This is a genomic window from Nostoc sp. FACHB-133, assembly GCF_014698055.1.
Classification (GTDB): domain Bacteria; phylum Cyanobacteriota; class Cyanobacteriia; order Cyanobacteriales; family Nostocaceae; genus Nostoc.
This window is the reverse complement of sequence record NZ_JACJSH010000013.1, coordinates 1-22,115: the sequence shown is the minus strand read 5'-3', so window position 1 is coordinate 22,115 and position 22,115 is coordinate 1. Positions and strand designations below refer to the sequence as shown.

Below are 22,115 nucleotides of genomic sequence, written 5' to 3'. Positions count from 1 at the left end.
TAAGCAGGTTTGAGGTATGCCTAAGCCTATGAACTCCAGATAAACCCTTACAACTCTTCACTTCATTAGGGATACAAGTTTTGAGACAATCAGAAACGATTTAATAATAATCAAGCACTTATAGTCCACTCTTATCGGACTCCGTGTTATTTCTATTGAAAAGGGAGAACACAAACATGAAATTGGCTTACTGGATGTATGCAGGCCCAGCCCACATCGGCACTCTGCGAATCGCTAGCTCTTTTAAAAATGTCCATGCGATCATGCACGCCCCCATTGGCGATGACTACTTTAACGTCATGCGCTCAATGCTATCGCGGGAGAGGGATTTCACTCCGGTAACAACCAGTGTCGTCGATCGCAACGTTTTGGCACGCGGCTCCCAAGAGAAGGTAGTAGATAACATCGTCCGCAAGGATGCCGAGGAACACCCAGACTTAATTGTGTTAACTCCCACCTGCACCTCCAGCATCTTGCAAGAGGATCTGCACAACTTTGTCGAACGGGCGCAACTGGAAGCGAAAGGAGACGTAATGCTGGCGGATGTGAACCACTACCGCTATAACGAACTGCAAGCCGCCGATCGCACTCTGGATCAAATCGTCCAATACTACATTGAAAAAGCCCGGAAGCGGGGCGAATTAGCACAGGGCAAAACAGCAAAGCCCTCGGTGAACATTATCGGTACTACCACCCTTGGTTTCCACAACAATCACGACTCCACCGAACTCAAACGGCTGATGGCTGACTTGGGAATTGAGGTAAATACCTTAATTCCCGAAGGTGCTTCGGTGAATGACTTGAAAAAGATGTCCCAAGCCTGGTTTAACCTAGTACCTTACCGCGAACTCGGTTTAACCACCGCTCGTTACCTAGAAGAACAATTTGGCACACCTTATATAGACATTACTCCAATGGGTGTAGTGGAAACTGCCCGTTGTATTCGCAAGATTCAGCAGGTAATTAATGCTCAAGGTGCAGAAGTTGACTACGAAAACTTCATCAATGAGCAAACCTTGCATGTATCTCAAGCTGCTTGGTTTTCCCGTTCAATTGACTGTCAAAACTTGACTGGCAAAAAAGCTGTAGTTTTTGGTGACAACACCCACGCCGCCGCTATTACCAAGATTCTGGCGCGAGAAATGGGAATCCATGTTGTTTGGGCTGGAACCTACTGTAAATATGATGCGGATTGGTTCCGCGAACAGGTGAGCGAGTATTGCGATGAAGTGCTAATTTCCGAAGATCATGGTGAAATTGGGGATGCGATCGCTCGTGTCGAACCCTCTGCCATTTTCGGTACTCAAATGGAACGCCACGTTGGTAAGCGTTTGGATATTCCTTGCGGCGTAATTGCAGCACCAATCCACGTCCAAAACTTCCCCATTGGTTACAAACCATTTATGGGTTATGAAGGCACCAATCAGATTACAGATTTGATCTACAATTCTTTCACTTTGGGAATGGAAGATCACTTGTTAGAAATCTTTGGCGGTCACGATACCAAAGAAGTTATTACTAGGGGAATTTCTGCTGATTCTGATTTGAATTGGACAAAAGATGGTCAAGCAGAATTGAATAAGATTCCTGGATTTGTTCGCGGCAAAGTGAAGCGTAATACTGAGAAATTTGCCCGTGATCGTGGTTTCAAAGAAATCAACGCTGAGGTGTTGTACGCAGCTAAGGAAGCTGTCGGGGCGTAGGTTAACGGGTTAGCGATTTTTAATAATAAAGGGCATATCTTAATGAATGCCTTTTATTATTATTTATTCTGATTTCAGCAGACGAATAAAGCCAGCTTGTTCAAAGTGGTGATCTGTAGTTAATGCCTCTTTTATGCCAAGCTTTTGCATGACTATAAAAGAAGTGCTATCTACCAAAGACCAAGCTTTATCTTCTCTAGTTTTGAGTAGCTCCCAAGCTGCTGAATCTATTGTTGGTTCAATATAAATCAAGTTGATATAAGGAGCAGTTCTAACAGCTTCTACGTATTTAAATAACTGCGGACGAGGTACGCGTAAAGGGCTATTCAGCAAAGCCACCAGTTCAATAACAACATAATTAGTTGTTACCATTGCTTGATTTTGCTGACGTTTATGTTGAAACCACTGCTTTGCTTGTTCATGGTAGGACTCAGTTGCAATAAATAAATTAGCCCACCCCGATGTATCTATAAAGACTTTATTCGCCAATTTTTAACTCCTGCTGCAAAGTTTGCTGGAGATATTGATCGTGGTTTTCTCCTACATCAGAATTATCAAATTCCAATGTACCGAGTAAAGGTAAAATTGGATCTAATTCGGAGATATTTTCCTGTTTAGCTGATTGAGATAATGATTGCAGAATTAAATCTTCTAAAGATAGATTCAGCTTTTGCGCCTGAGTAGTTAATTTACTTTCTAATTCATCTGACAACTGTATTGTTAATGTTTTAGCCATTTGATTCACCAGTTACGGATATTCAATAATCCCATTATATGCACCCATAGCAAGTAGAGGATACAATTTGTCTAAAGTGGAAATAACCACAACTATTCGTGAAATGTCAATTAGAACTTTTACGTGCTATTTAGTAATAATTTTAGTTAACAGAATATAAATCTATTACAGCAACAATAAATTTGTCTGCGATCACGGGTTCAAAACAAAAATCAATGTTGAGAGATGTTTTAGCCCGCGAAAGAGGCTATCGGGGCTTTGCTTAGTTTCTTGATATACAGCGCTTCCGGCTATTATGCAATACAGTTTTTCTCCTTGCCCTCTTCTATCAAAGCTTTCAGATTTGAGGATGTACCTCATAGCTGCCGCAAGTGCTGTAAGTGATATTTGACGACAACCTACTGTGAGTCTACAAATCTTGACAAAGCTTATCTTGCAAGATGTTACCCTCTAGCGATCGCTGCTGCAACCCCTCCAGCGATCGCATTCTTTAAGCAGAGATTTACTGATAAATAAAAATTAAAATAGAACAAATATCACAATACAAAATTATTACTTTGGGGATCTAATAGGCAGAATAACCTACTAGAGGCTTAACCGATGTGTCTCCCGTGACGAAGTAAAAAAAGCATCATAAAAGCCTAGCAATCTCGCTTATAGAAAAAAAACAGATGCGTGCTAATGTTTTAATCTCATCGTCTTCTCTTCGGGTCTTTCCCTATGCATCTGCACTATTTACACCCCCAACACCTTGAGGAATTAGTCAAGAGTAGTGGTATAGACTTACACTTAGTGCAACTCAATTTTAGGTCGCTTCAAGGCGTAACTGCTTATGAGTACCTATTGATTTCTGAGCTACTCCCCCGCACCAATACCGGAATGTTGAAAGCTGGCTGGTTGCAGCGTTATGCTCATATTACTGAAGGGGGTTGGTGGTGTTCGGGACTAGACCCTTTGAATAGTTGGCAAAAGATGGAATGGGGATGCTTTAAACCAAACCAACCCCGACAGAATCACAATGCTAAGTCCATCAAATACGAGCATCCCCCTAGCACACCAACGCGGGTATTTTGTTTGCGGGTAACGCTGCAAGTGTGGCAGCAAGTTGCTGGACGTTACAATCTGGTCATGCCTGAAAATATCACCATTACTGCTGATGGTGAAGCTAGAGGTTTTTGGCAATGGGTGATGCAACATAACATTCCCCTGATTCTGTGCGAGGGTGTGAAAAAAGCAGCAACGCTGTTGACACAAGGATATGCAGCTATTGCTATTCCCGGAATTACTAGTGGTTATCGGGTTGTTAAAGATGAATTTGGCAAAGTTACCCGTCGTCAGCTAATTCCTGACTTAGCAGCGTTTGCAATTACAAAGCGTAGCTTTTATATTTGTTTTGATTTTGAAACTCAACCTAAAACAATTGCTGCTGTAAATAATGCTATTTCTCAACTTGGTTGTTTATTCCAGCAAGAAAATTGCCCTGTTAAAGTTATCGAACTTCCAGGAATAGAAAAAGGGGTTGACGAGTTTATCGTTGCCAAAGGTGCAAGTAGTTTCGAGAAAATTTATCGGCAAAGCGTTGACTTAGAAATTTATCTTGCTCAAACCAAACCCCACACTGAGTTAACTATTCCTGCTGCACTCACCTTGAATCGACCTTTTATAGGTGAAATCCCTTTTCCAACTTCTGGATTAGTAGGAGTTAAGTCTGCAAAAGGAACAGGTAAAACTACAGCACTGCAAGCCGTTGTTCAGCAAGCAAAAATTAGAAATCAACCCGTTTTATTAATTACTCACAGAATTTTACTAGGACGATTTTTGTGCGAAAAAATTGGTATTCAATGGGGAACGCATAAAGAAGATGGGGATAAAAGGATTAATAAAACACTTACCCCCGCTCCTCCCATCCTCCGTTCACTCTCTCCACAGCAATCCCTTGGACTGTGCGTTGATTCCATTTGGAAACTTAATCCTGAAAATTGGCACGGTGCAATAATAATTTTAGATGAAGTAGAGCAATCTTTGTGGCATCTACTAAACAGTAATACTTGTAAACATAAACGTGTAAAAATATTAAGATTATTCCAGCAACTAATTTCCACAGTTTTAACAACTGGGGGTTTAGTAATTGCCCAAGATGCTGATTTGTCAGATGTATCACTTGAATATCTCCAGGGATTAGCCGGAATTAAATTAACACCTTGGGTAGTTCTCAACCAGTGGAAGCCTCAACAAGGTTGGGATGTAACTTTTTACGATTCGCCGAACCCAACACCGCTAATTCACCAACTAGAATTAGATTTACTTGCTGGACGTAAATGTTATGTTACTACCGATAGTCGCGCTGGGCGTTACAGTTGTGAAACAATTGAACGTTATCTCAAAGAACGCTTACAAAAATTACGACGGCAATTTCCTAAAACTTTAGTAGTTAGTAGCCACACTACAAATACGCCTGGCCACGAAGCAGTTGACTTTATTGCAGCTATCAATCAAAAAATCTCTGAATATGACGGCGTTTTTGTTACCCCTAGCCTTGGTACGGGAATTAGTATTGATGTCCAACATTTCGACCGAGTTTATGGCATTTTTCAAGGGGTAATTCCTGACTCGGAAGCAAGACAAGCATTAGCAAGAGTGCGAGATGATGTGCCGCGTGTTGTTTGGTGTGCGAAACGAGGTATTGGCTTAATTGGTAGTGGTAGTACAAATTATCGCTTGCTATCTGACTGGTATCAAGAAAATCAAAAAGAAAACTTAGCTTTGCTTAGTCCATTACACAAAATAGATGTCGATTTACCTTTAGTTCATGACCCGATTCATTTGCGAACTTGGGCCAAGTTATCTGCACGGGTAAATGCTTCTATCCGCCTCTATCGTCAATCGATGCAAGATGGTTTGATTGCTGATGGGCATCAAATTCAGATGCGGAGTAATGCTGTTCACAATAATATTATTCGAGATTTACGGCTGGCATTTTTGGCAACTGATGCCGATGATTTAGCTACCCGCAGAAGATTAGTTTTAGAAATTGTCAAAGTTCAAAAAGATTGGGCGCAAAGCCGTCAAAAAGCTAAAGAAATTAAACGTAAAATTAAAGATATTAAGCAGCAAAATCAACTATCAGTAGCAAAGGCTGTAGCTAATGCTAAAGATATCGATTATGTAGAATATGAGCAGCTATTAGTAAAGCATTCTCTAACTGATGGAGAACGTAACCAAATTAATAAATATGTTCTCAGACAAAGGTATGGTGTAGAAGTTACTCCTTGGCTAAAATTGCAGGATGACCAAGGATATTATCGTCAACTGTTAATTCATTATTATCTAACTCACGAAAGCGAGTACTTTCACGTTAGAGACCAGCAAGAATGGCATCAACAATTGTCTTGGGGTGAAGGGAAAGTTTTTCTACCAGATTTAAAAACTTACACACTCAAAGTTGAGGCGATGAAAGCGTTGGGTATGCTTCAGTTTCTCGAAGCAGAACGAGAGTTTGCCGAGAGTAATCCAGATTTAATAATGCTTAAAAATATTGTTTTTCAGCATAGTAAGCATATTAAAAGGGCGCTTGGTATTAACTTAGTCGGGGAAAAAGAGCAGGTTTCGGCAATAAAAATACTCAGCCGACTCTTAAATTTGTTGGGCTTGAAACTAAAGCGGGTAAATGAGGTTTATAAAATCGACCTAGAAACGCTTGACGATGGCAGAGAAAGCATATTTGCTGTTTGGCATCAACGGGATGAGTTGATGCTGGCTCATGTTAAGAGTGTTGGCTATGATTTACCTGATTATTCTTCAGACTGGAAGTTTGAAATTATTCAAACCAAGCCTCATACCACAGTAGTCAAGGAAGAGGTAGTTATCTCTGGGTGAGAGCTAACATGAAGCGCAATGGCGGTCTTTAGGGAGTTCCAAACTTCTACTTTGCGTTTACCCGCGCCTGCTTCACCATTGCAATGAGAGTTTGATGAGCATCTTCTGCATCCACTAAAACATGATCAAACTGAATGTGAACTGGTACAGCTTCACCATTGACTTGTGCTGTCAAATACATACCTTGTGCATCAATTGACAACATTTTTGCTGCGATCGCATCTGTTACACCACCAAAAGCTTTAGCATAAAGAACTACAGCATCAGCATGATCGTCATTCATGTGCTGGCAGATGCGCGAACTAATCTCAGCAGAAAAATCTTTAGACATTTTTGAGGTAAAAAGTTAGAAATACAGCAACAGCTTAGATTTTAAGCTAACGCGAGTGGAATTTGCTAGTTTTCTTTCTTAGCAGTAAAGACTGTCCATATTACTCTATGTTCATCATTAATAATATTTATTTCTGGAATAATAATTAAATTAAAATAAAACTTAGTTCAGTATTTTTACCTTTCATTACGGAAACCAGACAGCTTAAACTGTAGCAGAAGTATTAGCAAAACTATTGAAGCTAAGAGACAATGAGCGAAACTAGCCCCAGACGAATAGTAATTGGGGATGTACATGGACACTATGAAGGTTTGATGACTTTGTTGGAGGCGATCGCCCCCACGTCAGACGATCAAATCTATTTTTTGGGAGACTTAATTGATCGCGGGCCTCATAGCTCACAAGTAGTTAATTTTGTCAAACGACATAACTACCCATGTTTGCTGGGAAATCATGAGCAGATGTTATTAAACATTCTGACTAATGAAAGAACTTCCTCCCCGACGATGCAAGCATGGTTGTACAGTGGAGGGCAAGCTACCGTAGCCAGTTACCACGAGGCTTCAATCCCCGATGACCATCTGGATTGGTTCAAGAGTTTGCCTACATATCTCGACTTGGGAGATATTTGGTTAACTCATGCTGGGGTTGACCCTTCCAAGTCGGTGACAGAACAAACTGCCGATCAACTGTGCTGGATACGAGAGGAATTTCACAGCATCGAAAAACCCTACTTTCCAGATAAGCTTATTATTATCGGTCACACGATTACTTTTACTCTGCCTGGTGTTTCTCCTGGGAAACTGGCACAAGGACAGGGATGGCTAGACATAGATACTGGCGCTTATCATCCCCGGAGTGGCTGGTTGACTGGACTGGATATAACGAATAACCTGGTTTATCAAGTTAACATTTTTAAAAACTATCTCCGTACCCTCCCTTTAGAAGAAGTTGTAATTACCGTTAATCCAGCCAAAATCAAAGTTGATCGTCGCAATAAGAATTGAATAATATTCGAGATGAGGTGGAGGGAAAGATGTGGAAGATTAGGGAGACAAGGGAAGTAAGCAATTCCCCATTCCCCATTCCCTCAAGACTTTACTAATGGTCGAATATTAGCTTTATAACTAGCATTATCCAACCCATAGTTCCCATTACTAGGTTGGGAGTTAATTGCACGTCTGAGGGCATCAATGCGATCGCTAGTTCCGGGGTGTGTACTCAAAAATGTTGGTGCAGAACCCTTTCCAAGCAGCTTTTTCATAAACGAAACCATTGCAGACTGGGCGTAACCAGTGCGTGTCAAAGTTCGTAGTCCTCTTTGATCGGCCTCAAATTCATTGTTACGACTGCGGGGTAAGTCTCGCGCTAACTGGACACCAATTTGCACCGCCGTACTTCGATCTAAGCCTGCTGCTGTTAATAGACCACTTTCGAGCGCTTTTTGTTGCATCTGTTTGACTACGTGTTTCCCACCAATGTGACCAATCTCATGGGCAAGTACACCTGCTAGTTCCGCTTCATTGTCTGCGATTTTCAGCAAACCCGTATGAACATAGACATAGCCACCCAAGGTAGCAAAAGCATTAATACTGTCATCCTCAACAACCTGAAAGGTATAAGGAAGATTCGGGCGATCACTATTGGCTGCTAAACGCCGACCAACTTGTTCTACATAGCGATTAACTTCGGGATTACGGTAAAGTCGCACTTGACTGCCAACTAATTCCTGATTAATCTGCTTACCAAGATCAACTTCTTGGTTAGGGGATATATTAGAAAGCTGAAATGCCTGAACTCCTTGGAGTAGAAGAGGCAAGAAATCTAAAGCTCTTCCAGGCACGGGTGTACTCAGGCACACACTCAGGGCAACTACCACCGAAATTAAAGGATAAAACCAGCTACGCCGCCACACTCGGTAATTTGCAACAAAAACTTTCCAATTGAACATAATAAGCTCTGAATATTATTTTGGGAGGACATAAAATAATCGGACAAATTATGAGACGGATTTAGAGGATTCTAAGTTGCATTCTTAACTCAATAGTAAATGAGTTGTGATACAGCTAATGCTTACGCAAATCTACCGAATTGTGGTGGACTAGAGATTCCCTCTAGAGATAGGCTTAAACACTAGATATTACTTTCTGGGTGCGTCAGTCTGAACGGGCAAAAGTTTCAGGGTTAGCTGCCACCCCTGCTAACTTACGAAACTCGTGATAAACTGTCGCATAACTGCAACGCCCAGCCGCTTTGAGTTATTACCAAATAGGAAAAATTGCCGTTTTCATCGAAAGCCTTCTTGCTACAATCAATTACTTCGCTATTACCTCGGAAAAATTTTTATGGCTATTTTAGATTCAAAAGGTCGCTTGTTCGGCAAAATCAACCTCTTAGATTTAGGTGCTGCACTGGTAATTCTGCTAGTGATATTCGGCATCTTTGTCTTTCCTGGAACTTCTGGTTCTGTTGCCCAAGTTGGTGCGAAAACAATACCTATAGAAGTAGACTTAGTAGTTCGTGGCTTAAATGTCCGTGACCCTGAGCAATTATTTAACCAAGGTTTAAAAAAAGGTGGAAAGACTAATGTGATTATCCGCAATCAACCTTATGGGCAGATTGAAATTAAATCCATTCAACAGCTACCTAGAACAGTCAATGTTTTCCAACCTGATGGCAGTGTAAAAGAATTACCAGATCCAAAAACTAACAATTTTAGTACAGATTTGCTTTTGACTCTAGACGGTAAAGCCCAGGTTACTGACAATGGCCCCGTTCTAGGTAACAGTAAAGTTAAAATTGGAATGCCATTTGAGTTGGAAGGCTTTAACTACAACTTCAATGCAACTGTTATTGATATCAGATTAAAAGACAAATAACATTCATCTGCTCATCTTCAAAAAAGAGGCTAATAAACCGAAGTTCCTGTAATCTAAATAAAAAACTTCGGTTTATCAGATTCATTAATCTAAATTCTAACTAATTAGCAGCTCTCGCTTGAAACATCAAATACGTTCCTCCTAATCCTTCTACAATTGTGCGTGTGTTGGCGATCATCATTTTCTGATAAGTATCTGCCTCGGTTCCTGGTTCACCAAGCCCCTCAATATATAACTTCCTATCAGAAATTTTCACTTCAGCAACTCTCGCTACAGATTGAAGTGAATTCTCGTTAGTTGCCGCGTCAGAAAAAATTGTTGAGACTTGAGTTCGTTTAATATTTGCAACCAAATTTTTCATTCGTGTCGCTGTTAAGTTTTCGTCAGTACTAATACCTTGTAATCCTCCTGCTAATGGAATATTGTATGCTTTAGCGTAATAACTCAGTGCATTAGATGTTGTAACTAACTTACGTTCTTTGGCAGGAATACTCGTAATTCTTGACTTAATCCAACTATCTAGCTGAGTAAGTTCATTTGTAATTTTTTTGGTATTGCTGTTATAAGTTTCTGCATCACTAGATTCTAATTTTCTCAGATTACTATTAATTACCTCCACCATTCTGATAGTATTCTTGGTATTGTGCCAAAGATGAGGATTAATGAAATTCTTGCCGTCTTTCTGAAATTTTTGTGGTTTAGATACCGCAAGTTGCCCAACGGCTATTCTCGGTACAGTGTTTTTAGTCGCTTTAATTAATTTGATCAGATTTGGTTCTAAATTATAGCCACTATAGAGAATAAGATTAGCTTGCTCGATGGCTCTACGATCTTCCGGCTTTGGTTTATAAGTATGAGGATCGGCACTAGGGTCAATTAAGCAGGTGAGGTTAACTGTATCCCCAGCAACTTGCTTGGTTAAATCACATAGTACACTTGTTGTTGCTACAACTTGAGGAAGGTTCTCATTTACCGGGGTGGTAGTTTGAGTGAATGCAGTTCTTGCAGCTTGATTTCCACACCCAACAAATCCAATTGTCAAAGCAACTAAAATGGCTCGGAAGGAATTAGTTGATGGTAATTTTTTTGACATCCTTACCTTCTACTGGATATAGAGAAAAAGTAATCATTATTAGTAACGAATTAGTGAAATATCAGGGATAAGCCTTCAACAAGAAGTTTAAAGGAAGAGGGACAAGCCATCGGCTAGGAAAATTGTATAAGGGAAGAGGAATTAATGGACTCTTTCCTTTCCCACTTTCCTTGTCTCCACCGCACATCCAGCAATTTGAAGCACTGGCGAGGGTTTGCAAGCAAAATGTTAGTGAACTTCACGCGACAGACTGGAAAACTGGTAGAGGTAATAGCACAATAATAAAGGCGATGCTGAGGAGGCTCCAATAAGGAGTGTAGTTCTCTCACAGGATGTTGAAGGGCTATGCCATTGTGCTTAGATACCGCAAAGGTCGCAAATTGACTAGGATTATCAGGTTAAGGAGTGAAACGTAGTAAAACTGGGGCTTTTTAAGCATACGGGTTGATTTCGCAAACCGAGTCATGAATCTAAGGCAATTGTAGCTGTGGTTTTGCGAGGTGTGGGCATATAGTTGTTACAAAATTGGTGAATTGGCGATTTTTTGGTTCATCCCCAAAAAATCTAAAATCTAAAATTCGTAGTCAAGTATATAGAACAATTCCTCAAAGCTGATATTGGTGAAGATAAACAATGGTAATTTTAGTTATCCTCGTTAATACCCTCATTTCGTTGATACTACTCTATGTGGCTTGGCGAGTGTGGCAACTCAAGCAGCAGCTAGCATATATAGCAGATACGTTAACTGTTTATGAAAATTGTACTCATACAGTATTAAATAAAGCACCCGAAAATATTTATCTCAGCCAGGAGAATATTTATAACTTACGGCAGAAAAATCAAGCACTAAAAATGCAAATCCAACAAGTGCGACAAATTATCAGTCTACTTTTGCAAGGACAACAAATCTGGCAGCGTTATTTTCGCAGGCTAGAGTTAATATCCGGGAAAAGAACTGTTGCCAAATGAGTTATGTCAAGTTCACATGAACATTTATAATTAGGGCTGACACAAGGGTAAAAAGATACAGAGGAAAAGGAACCCAGGGAGTTTTGAATCATAAGTAATTAATGGTTTTAATGTTTAATGAATAAAAGCAACATTTTTGGCTGATATTTTGTCAGGATAGATTAACTGAATAAAATCGGTGAGCCTTACAAGGAGAGAAAACGCACCTAAAATAGGTGTAAGGAGAGAAACAACAATATGTCTAATAACCGTTCTGGAGTATTTATTGGCGGTTTGATGCTGGGAGCTACCATCGGTGCTTTAACCGGTTTGCTCGTGGCTCCACGTACAGGGCGCGAAACGCGTAAAATCTTGAAGAAATCTGCCAATGCTATCCCAGAATTGGCAGAAGATTTATCAACGAGTGTGCAAATCCAAGCAGATCGTCTCTCTGCCAGCGCACTACGAAACTGGGATGAGACTTTAGATCGATTACGGGAAGCGATCGCAGCAGGTGTAGATGCCAGTCAGAAGGAAAGCCAAATCTTACAGCGGCAAACATCTGTTGAAGACTCAGATTATCTTCCCCAGCCATTAGAACGCTCATAAATGACATTACCGTGATTGATCCCCTGTTTTGGTTGGGACTCTCCTTACTTCTAGTCGCCACAAGCTTGACTGCGGTTTTAGTGGCGGCCATACCTGCTTTGCAAGAGTTAGCACGCGCTGCTCGCAGTGCAGAAAAGCTATTTGATACACTCTCACGAGAGTTACCGCCCACTCTAGAAGCTATTCGCGTGACTGGTTTGGAAATAACTGACTTAACTGATGATGTTAGTGAAGGTGTCAAAAATGCCAGTCAAGTAGCTAAACAAGTCGATCAAACCTTCGATAGTGCAAGAATTCAGGCTAAAAATCTGCAAGTAGGTACACGCAGCATCTTTGTTGGCGCGAAAGCTGCTTGGAGAAACTTCACACGCCCAAAACCGACGAGGCGAAATAGCGATCGCTTGCCAAGCAATGAACAATCACCACTAAAGTTGCGAGAACGAGAAGTGCTAAGGCAAGAAAATCGCCGCATAAAAACAGAAGTATACCGCGCTAACGAAGGTTACGACGACGCTGCTAACTGGGAAACCAATTTTGATGACGAAGATTGAATTGGGGATAGGTTATGGGAACTAGGGACTAGGAGCTAAGGAAAGAAGCCGCAAAGCAGAGGGCAAGGAACTAGGGGGAGAATAAAAATTATCTCTTTTTCCTCTGCTTTTTGTGCCCAATGCCCCAATACGGTTCGGATAAGCATTTTTCACTTTCTTTGTGGTCTGGGTAAAGGGGAAAGGATGTATTCAAAACCTTTTCCCTTTCCCCTTTCCCCTTTAACCGAACCGTATTGCCCAATGCCCTATTCCCAAAAACGCTTTGCTTTGATCCCTTAGATTAGAGTAAAGTAAACAAGTGTAAAGAACTATCATTTTTCCCGTACTCTTTTAAAACAACTTGTTCACCTCTACCGTTGATATTTGTATAAAAACGTCCATGCAATCTTGTTTTTGGCGACGAATTCTGCTATCTATCGCAGTCTTTTTTCTGGCTGGGTCAATTTGGGTCATGAATTCTCCCCCAGCATTGGCTTATGACAATCCTGAGTTACTCCCTGATACCTTTACCCCAGTTGTAGACTTAGCTAAATCTCTGCCTGTGCTGCAAGAAGAAAAGCTTGTCAAAGATTTAGAACAGTTTGAAGCCGATACAGGCTGGAAACTGCGAGTATTGACCCAGTATGACCGCACCCCAGGCCGGGCAGTTATAAAATATTGGGGTTTGGATGACAAAAGCATTTTACTAGTTGCCGATTCTCGTGGCGGTAACATCCTCAGTTTTAGCGTCGGGGATGCTGTTTATGAACTTTTACCCAGAACATTCTGGATAGAACTGCAAACTCGCTTCGGTAATTTGTACTTTGTGCGCGAACAAGGCGAAGACCAAGCCATTCTGCAAGCTTTAGAATCTGTTAAAGGCTGTTTGCTCAAAGGTGGTTGCAATGTTGTTCCTGGACTACCACGAGAGCAATGGATTCTCACCTTGATTACCTCAGTTATTGGTGGGATAATTTGTGGATTTGCAGCTCAACCCCGCGAGAAAGGACAAGTTTTTGCTTGGCAATGGGCTTTAATTTTCTCACCTTTATGGGGGATCTTATTTATTGCCTTTGGTATTGGGCCAGTGGTGACACGTACAAGCGACTGGCTACCTCTAGTTCGCAATATCTCTGGCTTTATTATCGGTGTCTTGGTTGCCTACTTATCTCCTGTTTTCAGCCGACCTTCTTCTAGTAATGAGTTATAAGTGCTGAATTAGGAGTTATGAGTTTTTAATTAACTCCTAACTCCTAACTCCTAAATCCCTGAAGCTGATAAGCTGAAAGCTAATATTTAAGAAGCTCAAGAAAAATGGAATGGCACGTAACTGATGCTCAAAGTTTAGCAATCATTGATAATGAAATTGAAAATCATGTCTTTTCACCCGCAGAATACGAGATTGTGCGTCGGGTAATATACTCTACAGCTGACTTTGAGTACAAGTCTTTGATTCGTTTCTCTGAGCGTGCCTTACAAGCAGGAGCAGCAGCACTAGCCGCGCGTACCACGATTGTGGTAGATGTCCCGATGGTACAAGTAGGTATTGCATCTGAGATTCAAAACACCTTTGCTAATCCGGTGTATTGCAGTATGGAAGCTTTGACACGCCCTCAAAAAGAAAAAACTCGGGCAGCATGGGGAATCGAAACCTTAGCAAAGCGTTATCCAGAGGGCATTTTTGTGATTGGTCAAGCACAAACAGCACTAACAGCACTAGTTGATTTAATTGAGGCTGAGGAAATTAGACCCGCTTTGATAATTGCGACTCCAGTAGGATTTGTCAATGTTGATGAAGCGAAAGCGCGTTTACAAGACTCCTTAGTGCCCCATATTACAATTGAGAGTCGTAAAGGTAATGCAGTTGTAGCAGCTGCGATCGTTGATGGATTGGTAGACTTGGCTTGGCAAGCTTATGGACAAGATGGAAATCGGGGGAGCTAGGAAAGTCGACTCTATTGTATTTTGTATTCAAAAGAGCATTCAAAATCACTGAATATCCTGATATTTTTGTTAAGTAGTCCCGAACAAGGAGCCGTTTCTTGTGGTAATTACAGGTTTCAACTTAAGTGCATACTTTGCAATTCCCTTAGTATTGAGTCTTTTGGCTAAGGGAGAAAATATAAAAGTATCTTTAGTTGAAAACGTCCATCAAGTATCTACTAACAAGGAAATGATCTTATCCAGTCGCCAGCTAATCAGCACTAAGACGACACCGAAAACATACTACGTTAGTGGTACTGGAAAAGACACAAATAGCGGACTCTCTAATTCATCCCCCTTTAGGACAATTCAAAAGGCAGCAAATCTGACCAATCCTGGGGACACCATACTGATTATGAACGGAGTGTACAGGAATTCAAGCCCAAATGGGCAGGTAGTCTCTATTACTCGCTCTGGAAAAGCAAACGCATGGATTAAGTTTAAGGCATATCCTGGGCATCGTCCGAAAATTAAGCACAATGGATGGAATGGAATTTTGATTCACAGTGGAGCGTCATATATTGAGATAAATGGGCTTGAAGTCATAGGGAACAATGACAATGTAACCCTAGATTATGCAATGAGTCAGAAAACTAACAAACTAAACCCCCTCACTAATGGAAACTGCATCAACGTAGATGGACGAAAAAATGGTCATACTCACCATATACGTATTGTCAACAACAAGGTACACAAGTGTGGAGGAGCAGGCATTTCAGCCATTGAATCAGACTACGTGACAATAAATAATAACGTGGTGTTCGATAATGCCTGGTACAGCGTTTATGGTTGCAGTGGTATTTCCATGTTGAGCAATTGGAATTTTGACAACAATCGGGGATACAAGATGTTTGTAACCAACAACAAGACCTATAACAATCGCATGTTCATCCCTTGGATTGCAGTCGGAAAGATCACAGATGGTAATGGCATTATTCTCGATACATCAAGAAATAATCAAAATAACTCAAAGTTGGGTGTATATAAAGGACGCACTTTAGTTAAAAACAATCTTACATTTAATAATGGTGGTTCAGGTATTCATACATTTTTAAGCGATCATGTTGATATTGTAAATAATACTGCTGTTTTAAATAATCAAAGTCCCGAAATTAAAGATGGGCAAATATTTGCTAATGTATCATCTGATGTCAGGATTTTAAGGAACATTCTTTATGCTTATCCTGGCAAAGCTGTTAATAGTAGTAATAAAAATAAAAACGTTATTTACGATTACAATATATACCTTAATCGTTCTAAGGTAAGTCTTAAGGGAACTCACGATATTGTTGCAGACTCATAGTTTTTAAAAAAGTATCCCACTCTAGAAAAAATATCTGGCAATTGGAAATGGCGACTAGATAAACAAAATCCGCCTATGCAAACTTATGCAGAGTCTGATTTGCTAGGTTTTGCTTGTGGGTCTGTTACCTATCGTTTAAAAGGCAAAATCATCAAAGTGGGATGCTCTCGTTAGCAAACTGATTAAATCATCCCACCTCCTTCAGCAATTTTTCGATTGAAAGATTTAAAATTCAAAAAGGTTTAAAGCCCCCAAATTTAAACGCGAGAATAAATTTAAAAATTATTTATTCAAGCCTTAGCATCAAAGGTATGGGGTCAATCTAAAATCCAAAATTGTTTGACTTCTTTTTCAATCCTCGTCTCTACGACGGCGACGACGCGGCTTTTGTTGTTGGTCTTCACGCAAGCGACGACCAACTTCGTTAAAGAAATCGCGCCGCAGATAAGGATAATCACTAATCCACAGGTCACGACTGGGAATGTATATATCGCTGAATTGTTCAATACTGCTTAAATCTGCACGGTTTGACAGCACTACCATTTCGGCAATTTGACCGCGAGTAATAACTTTGTGAGCAGGACGTAATGGTGCTACAAACTCAATGGTAAATCCTGTTTCATCACCCACCTCTAAGTTAATTTGTTTTTCTCGGTTTTCCACAATTACCAGTTGGCCCTTGCTGTTGACTGTTTCTTGTTTCCCCATCAACTGGTCTGTGATCCACCAATCTAGGACTCGACCACGGAAAAAGCCGCCATACTTATAACGGCGGCATTGCAAATTCCGCATACTTGCTTGAAACACTGGATACCACAGCCAAAAAAAAGCGCTAACTACCCCCAGCACAAATACTATTGAAGCAAACTCAAGTTTAAAAATGACTGTCACAAGCAATAGAACAACTATGGCAACTACAGAAATTAACAGCCGTTGCAAAAAATTTGAAAACTTCCCCCAATAGTACTTGTACTGCAAACCAGTGGCAATTAGGGGGATAACTTGTTCAAATTTCTGGCGAGTCAGTGGTACTAACATGAGTGCTGAGTGATGAATGCTGAATAGTGTATTTAAAGTCTAAAGTATCTTTTCTAATCCATATACTAACGACTTTAGCGCTAAGACTTTGCGAATCGCTAGTAGTACTCCTGGCATATAGCAAGCGCGATCGCTCGTATCATGTCTTAAAGTATAAATCTGTCCTGCTGCGCCAAAAATAACTTCTTGATGAGCAATCAGTCCTGGCAAGCGCACGCTATGAATTCTAATCCCTTCATCTGCTATACTACCCCTCGCTCCTGGTAATTTCTCCGTCTCTTCTACAAGAGCAGGGTTAAAAGTTTTACCCAATTCTCCTAGTAACTGCGCCGTTTGAATGGCAGTACCACTGGGAGCATCAGCTTTTTGATTGTGATGCAGTTCGATAATTTCCACATGGTCAAAATATTTGGAGGCTGCGATCGCGGCTTGTTGTAACAGCACCATACCAATGGAGAAGTTAGGAATAATTAGACAACCAGTGCTAGCTTTGTCGGCAAAGTCTGCCAAGTCTTGAATTTGTTCTGGACTTAACCCAGTAGTGCCGACTACTGGACGAATACCGTAGGCGATCGCACTACGAATATTGTCATAAACTGAATCGGGATGAGTAAAGTCTACAATTACTCCCGGAGGAGACTGTCTGTCGCCAGCCACATACCCCAACATCGGTTCTAATTGATTGGTAATTGGTACTTCTAGGGGTTCGCTTAAACCCGCTAATTCTCCAGCGTCTTTATCTTGATGTTCCAAACTGTGGTCAATTGCACCCACTAGGTTTAAGTCAGGCGCTTGCGCCACTGCCTTAATCACCTCACGGCCCATTTTACCAGCAGCACCGTTGACAATAACCGGGATAGGAGCTTGATTTGTCATAGGTCGAGAAATACTTTTTGAGCTAACAAAGGAATTGTAAAGACTTTGGTGATCTAGTAGCTAGCTTCTCAAATCTCTGGCTTAATTCCGACTACCTTGATTGATGCAGCTAATCCCTCAGTTTTCTCACTCTAAAGCAGATCGGTTCTCCTTTTCTTCCCACTATCTTAGCCAGTAACCCGTTTTGTTTTGCCTATTTCGTTTACCGCATCTCTAAAAAAATTCTATACTCTGACTGATAAGTAGTTCTCATAATAGCTATCAGAATTTTTTGTCAAGCCTCGTTGACTATTTGTAATATTTTTGTTAAATTTGTTTACATAACTTAGCAATAAATAAATTTAACTACCTAACTGGTGTTAGCTAAGAAAAACAGATTTCGGTATCGCGATATTTCATCGACATTTGGACTTCTCCCATCTACCTCGGCTATAAAGTCGGGGTTTTTTGTGTACTGTTCGCCTAATAGAGAATTAATTTGATGAAATAAGGGATATGTAAAGAAACACGCTTTCCACAAACAGGCGATCGCTATGGCATTCCCAAATGTCATCAAAAAAATTGTTGCAAGAAGCTACAGAAATTCTGCGCTAACACCGAATCGAAGGGTTATTTGGTTTCGAGCATGAATGCTATTACGCAACGGTGAGTTACTAACCTCGTTGAAAACCCTTTGCTGGCTTTGCTTGCCCTTTACCCTTTGGTTTAGATTTGTTAACTTCTCCTAAAGCTTCCTGAAATAAGTTATGCAAATGTATGGGTACACTAGCAATATCTGGTAACTCTGGCTCAATAGGTTTATGATATTCTTGCAAAAGCACATCCAAGTCGCTTTCAAGGTGAAACTCTGGACGTTGTAGAACTATTTGCAATATATTTTGTAATTGAGTTGGATATTGTTGCGCTAATCGATGCCAAATAAAGGCATTAATACTTTTATCTTCGAGATAGTAGCGAATTAGTTTTTCCGCCCCTTGAACACTTTGCCAGTCTTCTGCTGATAAGATTGCTTGTACCTTACTATATGTAGGTAAAAACATTTGTCCCCAACGGTGATGAGAAAGAGCCGTTACCTGTTCTGCTTTCTTGAGTTCGGCAGGTAAATCAACCTTTGGCATAACCATTTTGCTATTGCTGCCTTTGCTGTTCAACATCTGAGAGACTACATTAGAATCAGCGCCAAACTCTTGTGCTGCTGCTTTGATTTCCTCGTCTCCAATGCCAGCTGCTTCTGCCACTTCCGCCAAGGATTTGGAAGTATCAATTCCTGCTGCTGCGAAGGTCTTTTCAGTAATTATTTCTTGAAATTCCGCGATTTTCTTATTAAGATGGTATCCAGATAGGGTGATTTCATCAGTACCAAAAAAGTCTACAAACTGCTGATGATATTGTTCTACTGACTGCCAAGCTTCTTCTAGCAAGTCTGGAGCATCGCTGTAAAGATTACTTTTATAGTTTTCTTTGAAGTTGCCAATTGCTACAGCCAGTTTGGGTTTACCTAATTTACCCATTATTGTATAGGGCCCAGACAACATCCAGTAGCTATCGGTAACAGGAGAAATGCGAGTTAGTAAAATTTCTCCTATTTTCAACCGAGATATTGCCTGTAATGTTTGGGTATTGTTAGGCTTGACGACGTAGCATTTATCTGTTAACCAGTTCGTCAATTCAAAGCCATCAGGTAGGATGTTACTAATGGCAAATAAACCAATAAAACTATGATGCCAACTTTTGATCAGATTGCGATCGCTCTCTTCTAAATCTGGATGGCTTTCGATAAACAACTCTAATGGAGACTTATCACCGACTTTCCCTGCTGTTAGAAAGCTATCAATGATTAAGTCCTGCTGTGTACTATCCCCACTTCCACGGCGCAACTGTGCTGCTGCATAAGTTTCCAATGCTTGTGCCAGTTCGCCTTCAGCATCAAGGACAAAATCAACTAAGGCTTGTTTTAATTCGTGCGATCGTTCTAATATGACATCCACAAGTTAATCTCTCTGTGCAACAGATGTAGATTATAGCGTTTGAGAGAATTACAGCATCTAGCAATAGCTAGATTTATGGTTTCCTGCACTTAGCTAGCAGATTTTACCCATCTTCTGGCTGGGAGCGAAAGAGGAATAACCCTATTTTGTCAATCTCGGATAAATTAACGAGTTTTCTACGTTACAGTCAATGAAGTATAGCGTTTTCTAAGCTACTGAGGTACACCCAAATATTTTTTCCCAAGCTTTAGTAGCTTAGATAACGTATCTCACCATTGTCGAGAACTGCTATCAGGTTTTAACCCACTTTCATGAAAGAGGGATTATCCCTTTTAATCTTGTCTTCACGTATGACCGTTTTTACGTAAAATTTTTATACAAACATACATGATCTGTATATTTTAAAGTGTGTAATTATTGAGAAAGTGAGGTAAGTGTACCTAATTGGGTAAAATTAAGACAAAAGCTCCCAGTGAATGGGCTAAGGTTTAGCTTCTTTAACAAACTAGATATTATTGAGATGCCCGAAAGCTAATGACTGAAGCGATCCAAATCGGTAATCGTACAATCACAGCGAGTGAGCTGATTTCCTTGCTAGGAAATTACCAAATGCTGCCACAGTTGCAGAGAGAATTGATCATCGATGAGGCCATAGAGCAAAATTCACGCTCCGAGAAGATAGCAATAGAGTGTACACCTGAGGAAATAGCCCAAGCCAAACAGCAGTTTTACGTTGAAAAACAGTTCAAAAATGAAGAAGATATCCAGGCTTGGATGGCACATCAAGGGCTGACTACCGAACAGCTAGAAGTTATTACAACTCGTAAGCTTAAAATTGAAAAATTCAAGCAAGCCACTTGGGGTAATAAACTGGAATCCTACTTTTTTCAGTCCAAAGCAAAATTAGACAAAGTAATTTATTCCCTACTGCGAACCCAGGATGTGGGAATTGCCCAAGAACTTTACTTCCGGATTCAGGCAAAAGAAAATTCTTTTGCTGATTTGGCGCGTGAATATTCGCTCGGGCCAGAAGCCCAAACTGGCGGCTTAGTAGGTCCGATTGAACTGAATGCACTACATCCGGTAATGGTGCAAATGCTATCTAGCAGTCAACCAGGCCAGATATTGCCCCCTACCCGCATCGCCGAGTGGTTCGTGATTTTGCGGCTGGAAAAATTTATCCCCGCACAACTAGATGAATTTATGAAAGTCCGACTACTGAATGAACTCTTTGAAACTTGGTTACAAGAACAGCAAAAGCGAATCATGTCTGCACCACGACCAGAGACGAGGACGGGAAGACAGGGAGAGGGTGATCAACCTTTAACCTAAATATTATGGGAAGTAACTTCTATGCTTGCCTTGAAAACTGAAGATAGCGATCGCTCTTTTAGTTTTCCAGGCTGGATGAGTGATCATTTTTGATGTTATTCATATAATAGGTAGAATCCCACCTTATTAATTTTTAAAAAGTGGAATCTCGCTTTTGCCAAAATAAAATAGGGGTAGTTAGACTAAAGATTAGGGAACTCGCAGCAGAAAGAAGTTGGACAATCAAAGAGGTGGCTGAACGTGCCAAGGTAAACTACAAGACAGTGAAAATTGACGTTCGACATCCGGGGAATGAATATGGGGAGCATCTCAGAATTGTTAGAACATATGAACTAGCAAGTGGAAATCAAAATCAGCGAAAATAAGGGAAGAAATTAATCCCTACCCAATAATGGAACCAGCTAATCAGAAAAAACTCCAGGAGCATCTACAAGCCATAGCCGAAATTCTCTATCAAAAAGCGGAAACTGAAGAATTACAGAGTCTAGCTGGAATTGAAAAAACAATCCGAGGGCAGACTCTGGAGTATATTACGCCAGAATTAGGAGTTTTTTTCTCAAAGAAGCAACAGGAACTTCATCGGGAAGAGTAAGAATAATTAAAAGTATTTTCGGAGAATTACCAGTCAGTGAGAAACAAGCGCGAAAGTTAAAACTAGAAAATCATCAAAAAATCAGTCTTTATTTATAGGAATGTTGTTTGAGAGCCAGTGCAAATGTCTCTTATGAAAATGCAGTAAAAGATATTTATAAATATATCGGTATATCGCTCTCTGCTAGCACACAACAAAGAGGATGTTTTAAAAGTCGAAGCGAGTTAAAAATTATGCCAGTCGCCTGACCATAATCCGGATCATCGCAATGTAAATAAAAGTCTCAGAGGTTTCTGGT

At 40.5% G+C, this 22,115-nt stretch carries 21 protein-coding genes and 1 pseudogene; 13 read left to right on the top strand and 9 right to left on the bottom strand.

The genetic code is table 11. The features are described 5' to 3' along the window. Window positions 1-176: 176 nt before the first annotated feature. Window positions 177-1,703, top strand: coding sequence for a ferredoxin:protochlorophyllide reductase (ATP-dependent) subunit B (bchB, locus tag H6G86_RS12940; protein ID WP_190934671.1), 1,527 nt, complete (start codon window positions 177-179; stop codon window positions 1,701-1,703). A 63-nt stretch (window positions 1,704-1,766) separates the two neighbouring features. Here bchB and H6G86_RS12935 read toward each other — a convergent pair whose 3' ends face one another. Then, the gene (locus tag H6G86_RS12935; protein WP_190934670.1) at window positions 1,767-2,192 is read right to left on the bottom strand and encodes a type II toxin-antitoxin system VapC family toxin; all 426 of its coding nucleotides are present in this window, start codon (window positions 2,190-2,192) and stop codon (window positions 1,767-1,769) included. Continuing rightward, window positions 2,182-2,439: a hypothetical protein gene (locus H6G86_RS12930; protein ID WP_190934669.1), complete on the bottom strand. Its 258-nt coding sequence runs from the start codon at window positions 2,437-2,439 to the stop codon at window positions 2,182-2,184. The genes H6G86_RS12935 and H6G86_RS12930 overlap by 11 nt, the downstream gene beginning before the upstream one ends. Before the next feature lie 387 nt (window positions 2,440-2,826). Here H6G86_RS12930 and H6G86_RS39510 point away from each other — a divergent pair, with 387 nt between their 5' ends. Continuing rightward, a complete protein-coding gene (locus H6G86_RS39510; protein WP_277883590.1) occupies window positions 2,827-2,955 on the top strand; it encodes a hypothetical protein in 129 nt (42 codons plus the stop codon). A 204-nt stretch (window positions 2,956-3,159) separates the two neighbouring features. Further along, the gene (locus tag H6G86_RS12925) at window positions 3,160-6,315 is read left to right on the top strand and encodes a plasmid replication protein, CyRepA1 family (RefSeq protein ID WP_190934668.1); all 3,156 of its coding nucleotides are present in this window, start codon (window positions 3,160-3,162) and stop codon (window positions 6,313-6,315) included. 46 nt (window positions 6,316-6,361) lie between these two features. On the opposite strand, the gene H6G86_RS12920 is transcribed toward H6G86_RS12925, so the two are convergent. Further along, window positions 6,362-6,646 (bottom strand): DUF2470 domain-containing protein, encoded by a 285-nt coding sequence (locus H6G86_RS12920; RefSeq protein ID WP_190934667.1) that lies wholly within the window; start codon window positions 6,644-6,646, stop codon window positions 6,362-6,364. Between the two features lie 251 nt (window positions 6,647-6,897). On the opposite strand from H6G86_RS12920, the gene H6G86_RS12915 reads away from it, so the two are divergent. Beyond that, complete coding sequence (locus tag H6G86_RS12915; RefSeq protein WP_190934666.1) at window positions 6,898-7,653, top strand: metallophosphoesterase family protein; 756 nt, start codon at window positions 6,898-6,900, stop codon at window positions 7,651-7,653. Window positions 7,654-7,736: 83 nt separating this feature from the next. Here H6G86_RS12915 and H6G86_RS12910 read toward each other — a convergent pair whose 3' ends face one another. Next, window positions 7,737-8,597, bottom strand: a complete 861-nt coding sequence (locus tag H6G86_RS12910) for a M48 family metallopeptidase (RefSeq protein ID WP_190934665.1) — start codon at window positions 8,595-8,597, stop codon at window positions 7,737-7,739. Window positions 8,598-8,991: 394 nt separating this feature from the next. On the opposite strand from H6G86_RS12910, the gene H6G86_RS12905 reads away from it, so the two are divergent. Next, a complete protein-coding gene (locus tag H6G86_RS12905) occupies window positions 8,992-9,525 on the top strand; it encodes a DUF4330 domain-containing protein (protein ID WP_114084633.1) in 534 nt (177 codons plus the stop codon). A gap of 100 nt (window positions 9,526-9,625) precedes the next feature. On the opposite strand, the gene H6G86_RS12900 is transcribed toward H6G86_RS12905, so the two are convergent. Further along, window positions 9,626-10,618, bottom strand: a complete 993-nt coding sequence (locus tag H6G86_RS12900; protein WP_190934664.1) for a metal ABC transporter solute-binding protein, Zn/Mn family — start codon at window positions 10,616-10,618, stop codon at window positions 9,626-9,628. Between the two features lie 633 nt (window positions 10,619-11,251). Between H6G86_RS12900 and H6G86_RS12895 the strand changes: the two genes are divergently transcribed. From H6G86_RS12895 to H6G86_RS12870, 6 genes are all read left to right on the top strand, one after another. Further along, window positions 11,252-11,587 (top strand): hypothetical protein, encoded by a 336-nt coding sequence (locus H6G86_RS12895; RefSeq protein ID WP_190934663.1) that lies wholly within the window; start codon window positions 11,252-11,254, stop codon window positions 11,585-11,587. 237 nt (window positions 11,588-11,824) lie between these two features. Continuing rightward, a complete protein-coding gene (locus H6G86_RS12890; protein WP_190934662.1) occupies window positions 11,825-12,175 on the top strand; it encodes a YtxH domain-containing protein in 351 nt (116 codons plus the stop codon). Window positions 12,176-12,186: 11 nt separating this feature from the next. After that, window positions 12,187-12,726 carry a DUF948 domain-containing protein gene (locus H6G86_RS12885; protein ID WP_190934661.1) on the top strand — a complete coding sequence of 180 codons (540 nt, stop codon included), beginning with the start codon at window positions 12,187-12,189 and terminating at the stop codon, window positions 12,724-12,726. A 379-nt stretch (window positions 12,727-13,105) separates the two neighbouring features. After that, window positions 13,106-13,915, top strand: coding sequence for a TPM domain-containing protein (locus tag H6G86_RS12880; protein WP_041565603.1), 810 nt, complete (start codon window positions 13,106-13,108; stop codon window positions 13,913-13,915). Window positions 13,916-14,019: 104 nt separating this feature from the next. Next, window positions 14,020-14,649: a precorrin-8X methylmutase gene (locus H6G86_RS12875; RefSeq protein ID WP_114084626.1), complete on the top strand. Its 630-nt coding sequence runs from the start codon at window positions 14,020-14,022 to the stop codon at window positions 14,647-14,649. Window positions 14,650-14,749: 100 nt separating this feature from the next. Continuing rightward, complete coding sequence (locus H6G86_RS12870; RefSeq protein ID WP_190934660.1) at window positions 14,750-15,991, top strand: right-handed parallel beta-helix repeat-containing protein; 1,242 nt, start codon at window positions 14,750-14,752, stop codon at window positions 15,989-15,991. Window positions 15,992-16,342: 351 nt separating this feature from the next. Here the strand turns inward: H6G86_RS12870 and H6G86_RS12865 are convergent, their stop codons facing one another. The 4 genes from H6G86_RS12865 to H6G86_RS12850 all read right to left on the bottom strand — a co-directional run bounded on the left by H6G86_RS12865 (window position 16,343) and on the right by H6G86_RS12850 (window position 19,893). Beyond that, window positions 16,343-17,029: a DUF8619 family protein gene (locus tag H6G86_RS12865; RefSeq protein ID WP_179073515.1), complete on the bottom strand. Its 687-nt coding sequence runs from the start codon at window positions 17,027-17,029 to the stop codon at window positions 16,343-16,345. Between the two features lie 39 nt (window positions 17,030-17,068). Then, window positions 17,069-17,905, bottom strand: a complete 837-nt coding sequence (gene dapB, locus H6G86_RS12860) for a 4-hydroxy-tetrahydrodipicolinate reductase (protein WP_012411217.1) — start codon at window positions 17,903-17,905, stop codon at window positions 17,069-17,071. Window positions 17,906-18,254: 349 nt separating this feature from the next. Continuing rightward, window positions 18,255-18,458 (bottom strand): hypothetical protein, encoded by a 204-nt coding sequence (locus H6G86_RS12855; protein ID WP_190934659.1) that lies wholly within the window; start codon window positions 18,456-18,458, stop codon window positions 18,255-18,257. 100 nt (window positions 18,459-18,558) lie between these two features. Next, on the bottom strand, window positions 18,559-19,893 hold the full coding sequence (locus H6G86_RS12850) for a hypothetical protein (RefSeq protein ID WP_190934658.1): 1,335 nt from the start codon (window positions 19,891-19,893) through the stop codon (window positions 18,559-18,561). Window positions 19,894-20,427: 534 nt separating this feature from the next. Here H6G86_RS12850 and H6G86_RS12845 point away from each other — a divergent pair. Together H6G86_RS12845 and H6G86_RS38665 are read left to right on the top strand one after the other, a co-directional pair. Then, a complete protein-coding gene (locus tag H6G86_RS12845; protein ID WP_190934657.1) occupies window positions 20,428-21,225 on the top strand; it encodes a peptidylprolyl isomerase in 798 nt (265 codons plus the stop codon). Window positions 21,226-21,616: 391 nt separating this feature from the next. Beyond that, a pseudogene (locus H6G86_RS38665) lies at window positions 21,617-22,017 on the top strand (ISKra4 family transposase); the annotation flags it as partial. Window positions 22,018-22,115 lie beyond the last annotated feature (98 nt).

Excerpts from the sequence above, each read along its gene's own strand:
- H6G86_RS12920 (WP_190934667.1), bottom strand. The coding sequence starts at position 6,646 with ATGTCTAAAGATTTTTCTGCTGAGATTAGTTCGCGCATCTGCCAGCAC.
- dapB (WP_012411217.1), bottom strand. The coding sequence starts at position 17,905 with ATGACAAATCAAGCTCCTATCCCGGTTATTGTCAACGGTGCTGCTGGT.
- H6G86_RS12895 (WP_190934663.1), top strand. The coding sequence starts at position 11,252 with ATGGTAATTTTAGTTATCCTCGTTAATACCCTCATTTCGTTGATACTA.
- H6G86_RS12845 (WP_190934657.1), top strand. The coding sequence starts at position 20,428 with ATGACTGAAGCGATCCAAATCGGTAATCGTACAATCACAGCGAGTGAG.
- H6G86_RS12915 (WP_190934666.1), top strand. The coding sequence starts at position 6,898 with ATGAGCGAAACTAGCCCCAGACGAATAGTAATTGGGGATGTACATGGA.
- H6G86_RS12900 (WP_190934664.1), bottom strand. The coding sequence starts at position 10,618 with ATGTCAAAAAAATTACCATCAACTAATTCCTTCCGAGCCATTTTAGTT.
- H6G86_RS12930 (WP_190934669.1), bottom strand. The coding sequence starts at position 2,439 with ATGGCTAAAACATTAACAATACAGTTGTCAGATGAATTAGAAAGTAAA.
- bchB (WP_190934671.1), top strand. The coding sequence starts at position 177 with ATGAAATTGGCTTACTGGATGTATGCAGGCCCAGCCCACATCGGCACT.
- H6G86_RS12910 (WP_190934665.1), bottom strand. The coding sequence starts at position 8,597 with ATGTTCAATTGGAAAGTTTTTGTTGCAAATTACCGAGTGTGGCGGCGT.
- H6G86_RS12875 (WP_114084626.1), top strand. The coding sequence starts at position 14,020 with ATGGAATGGCACGTAACTGATGCTCAAAGTTTAGCAATCATTGATAAT.
- H6G86_RS12865 (WP_179073515.1), bottom strand. The coding sequence starts at position 17,029 with ATGTTAGTACCACTGACTCGCCAGAAATTTGAACAAGTTATCCCCCTA.
- H6G86_RS12855 (WP_190934659.1), bottom strand. The coding sequence starts at position 18,458 with ATGACATTTGGGAATGCCATAGCGATCGCCTGTTTGTGGAAAGCGTGT.
- H6G86_RS12925 (WP_190934668.1), top strand. The coding sequence starts at position 3,160 with ATGCATCTGCACTATTTACACCCCCAACACCTTGAGGAATTAGTCAAG.
- H6G86_RS12880 (WP_041565603.1), top strand. The coding sequence starts at position 13,106 with ATGCAATCTTGTTTTTGGCGACGAATTCTGCTATCTATCGCAGTCTTT.
- H6G86_RS12905 (WP_114084633.1), top strand. The coding sequence starts at position 8,992 with ATGGCTATTTTAGATTCAAAAGGTCGCTTGTTCGGCAAAATCAACCTC.
- H6G86_RS12890 (WP_190934662.1), top strand. The coding sequence starts at position 11,825 with ATGTCTAATAACCGTTCTGGAGTATTTATTGGCGGTTTGATGCTGGGA.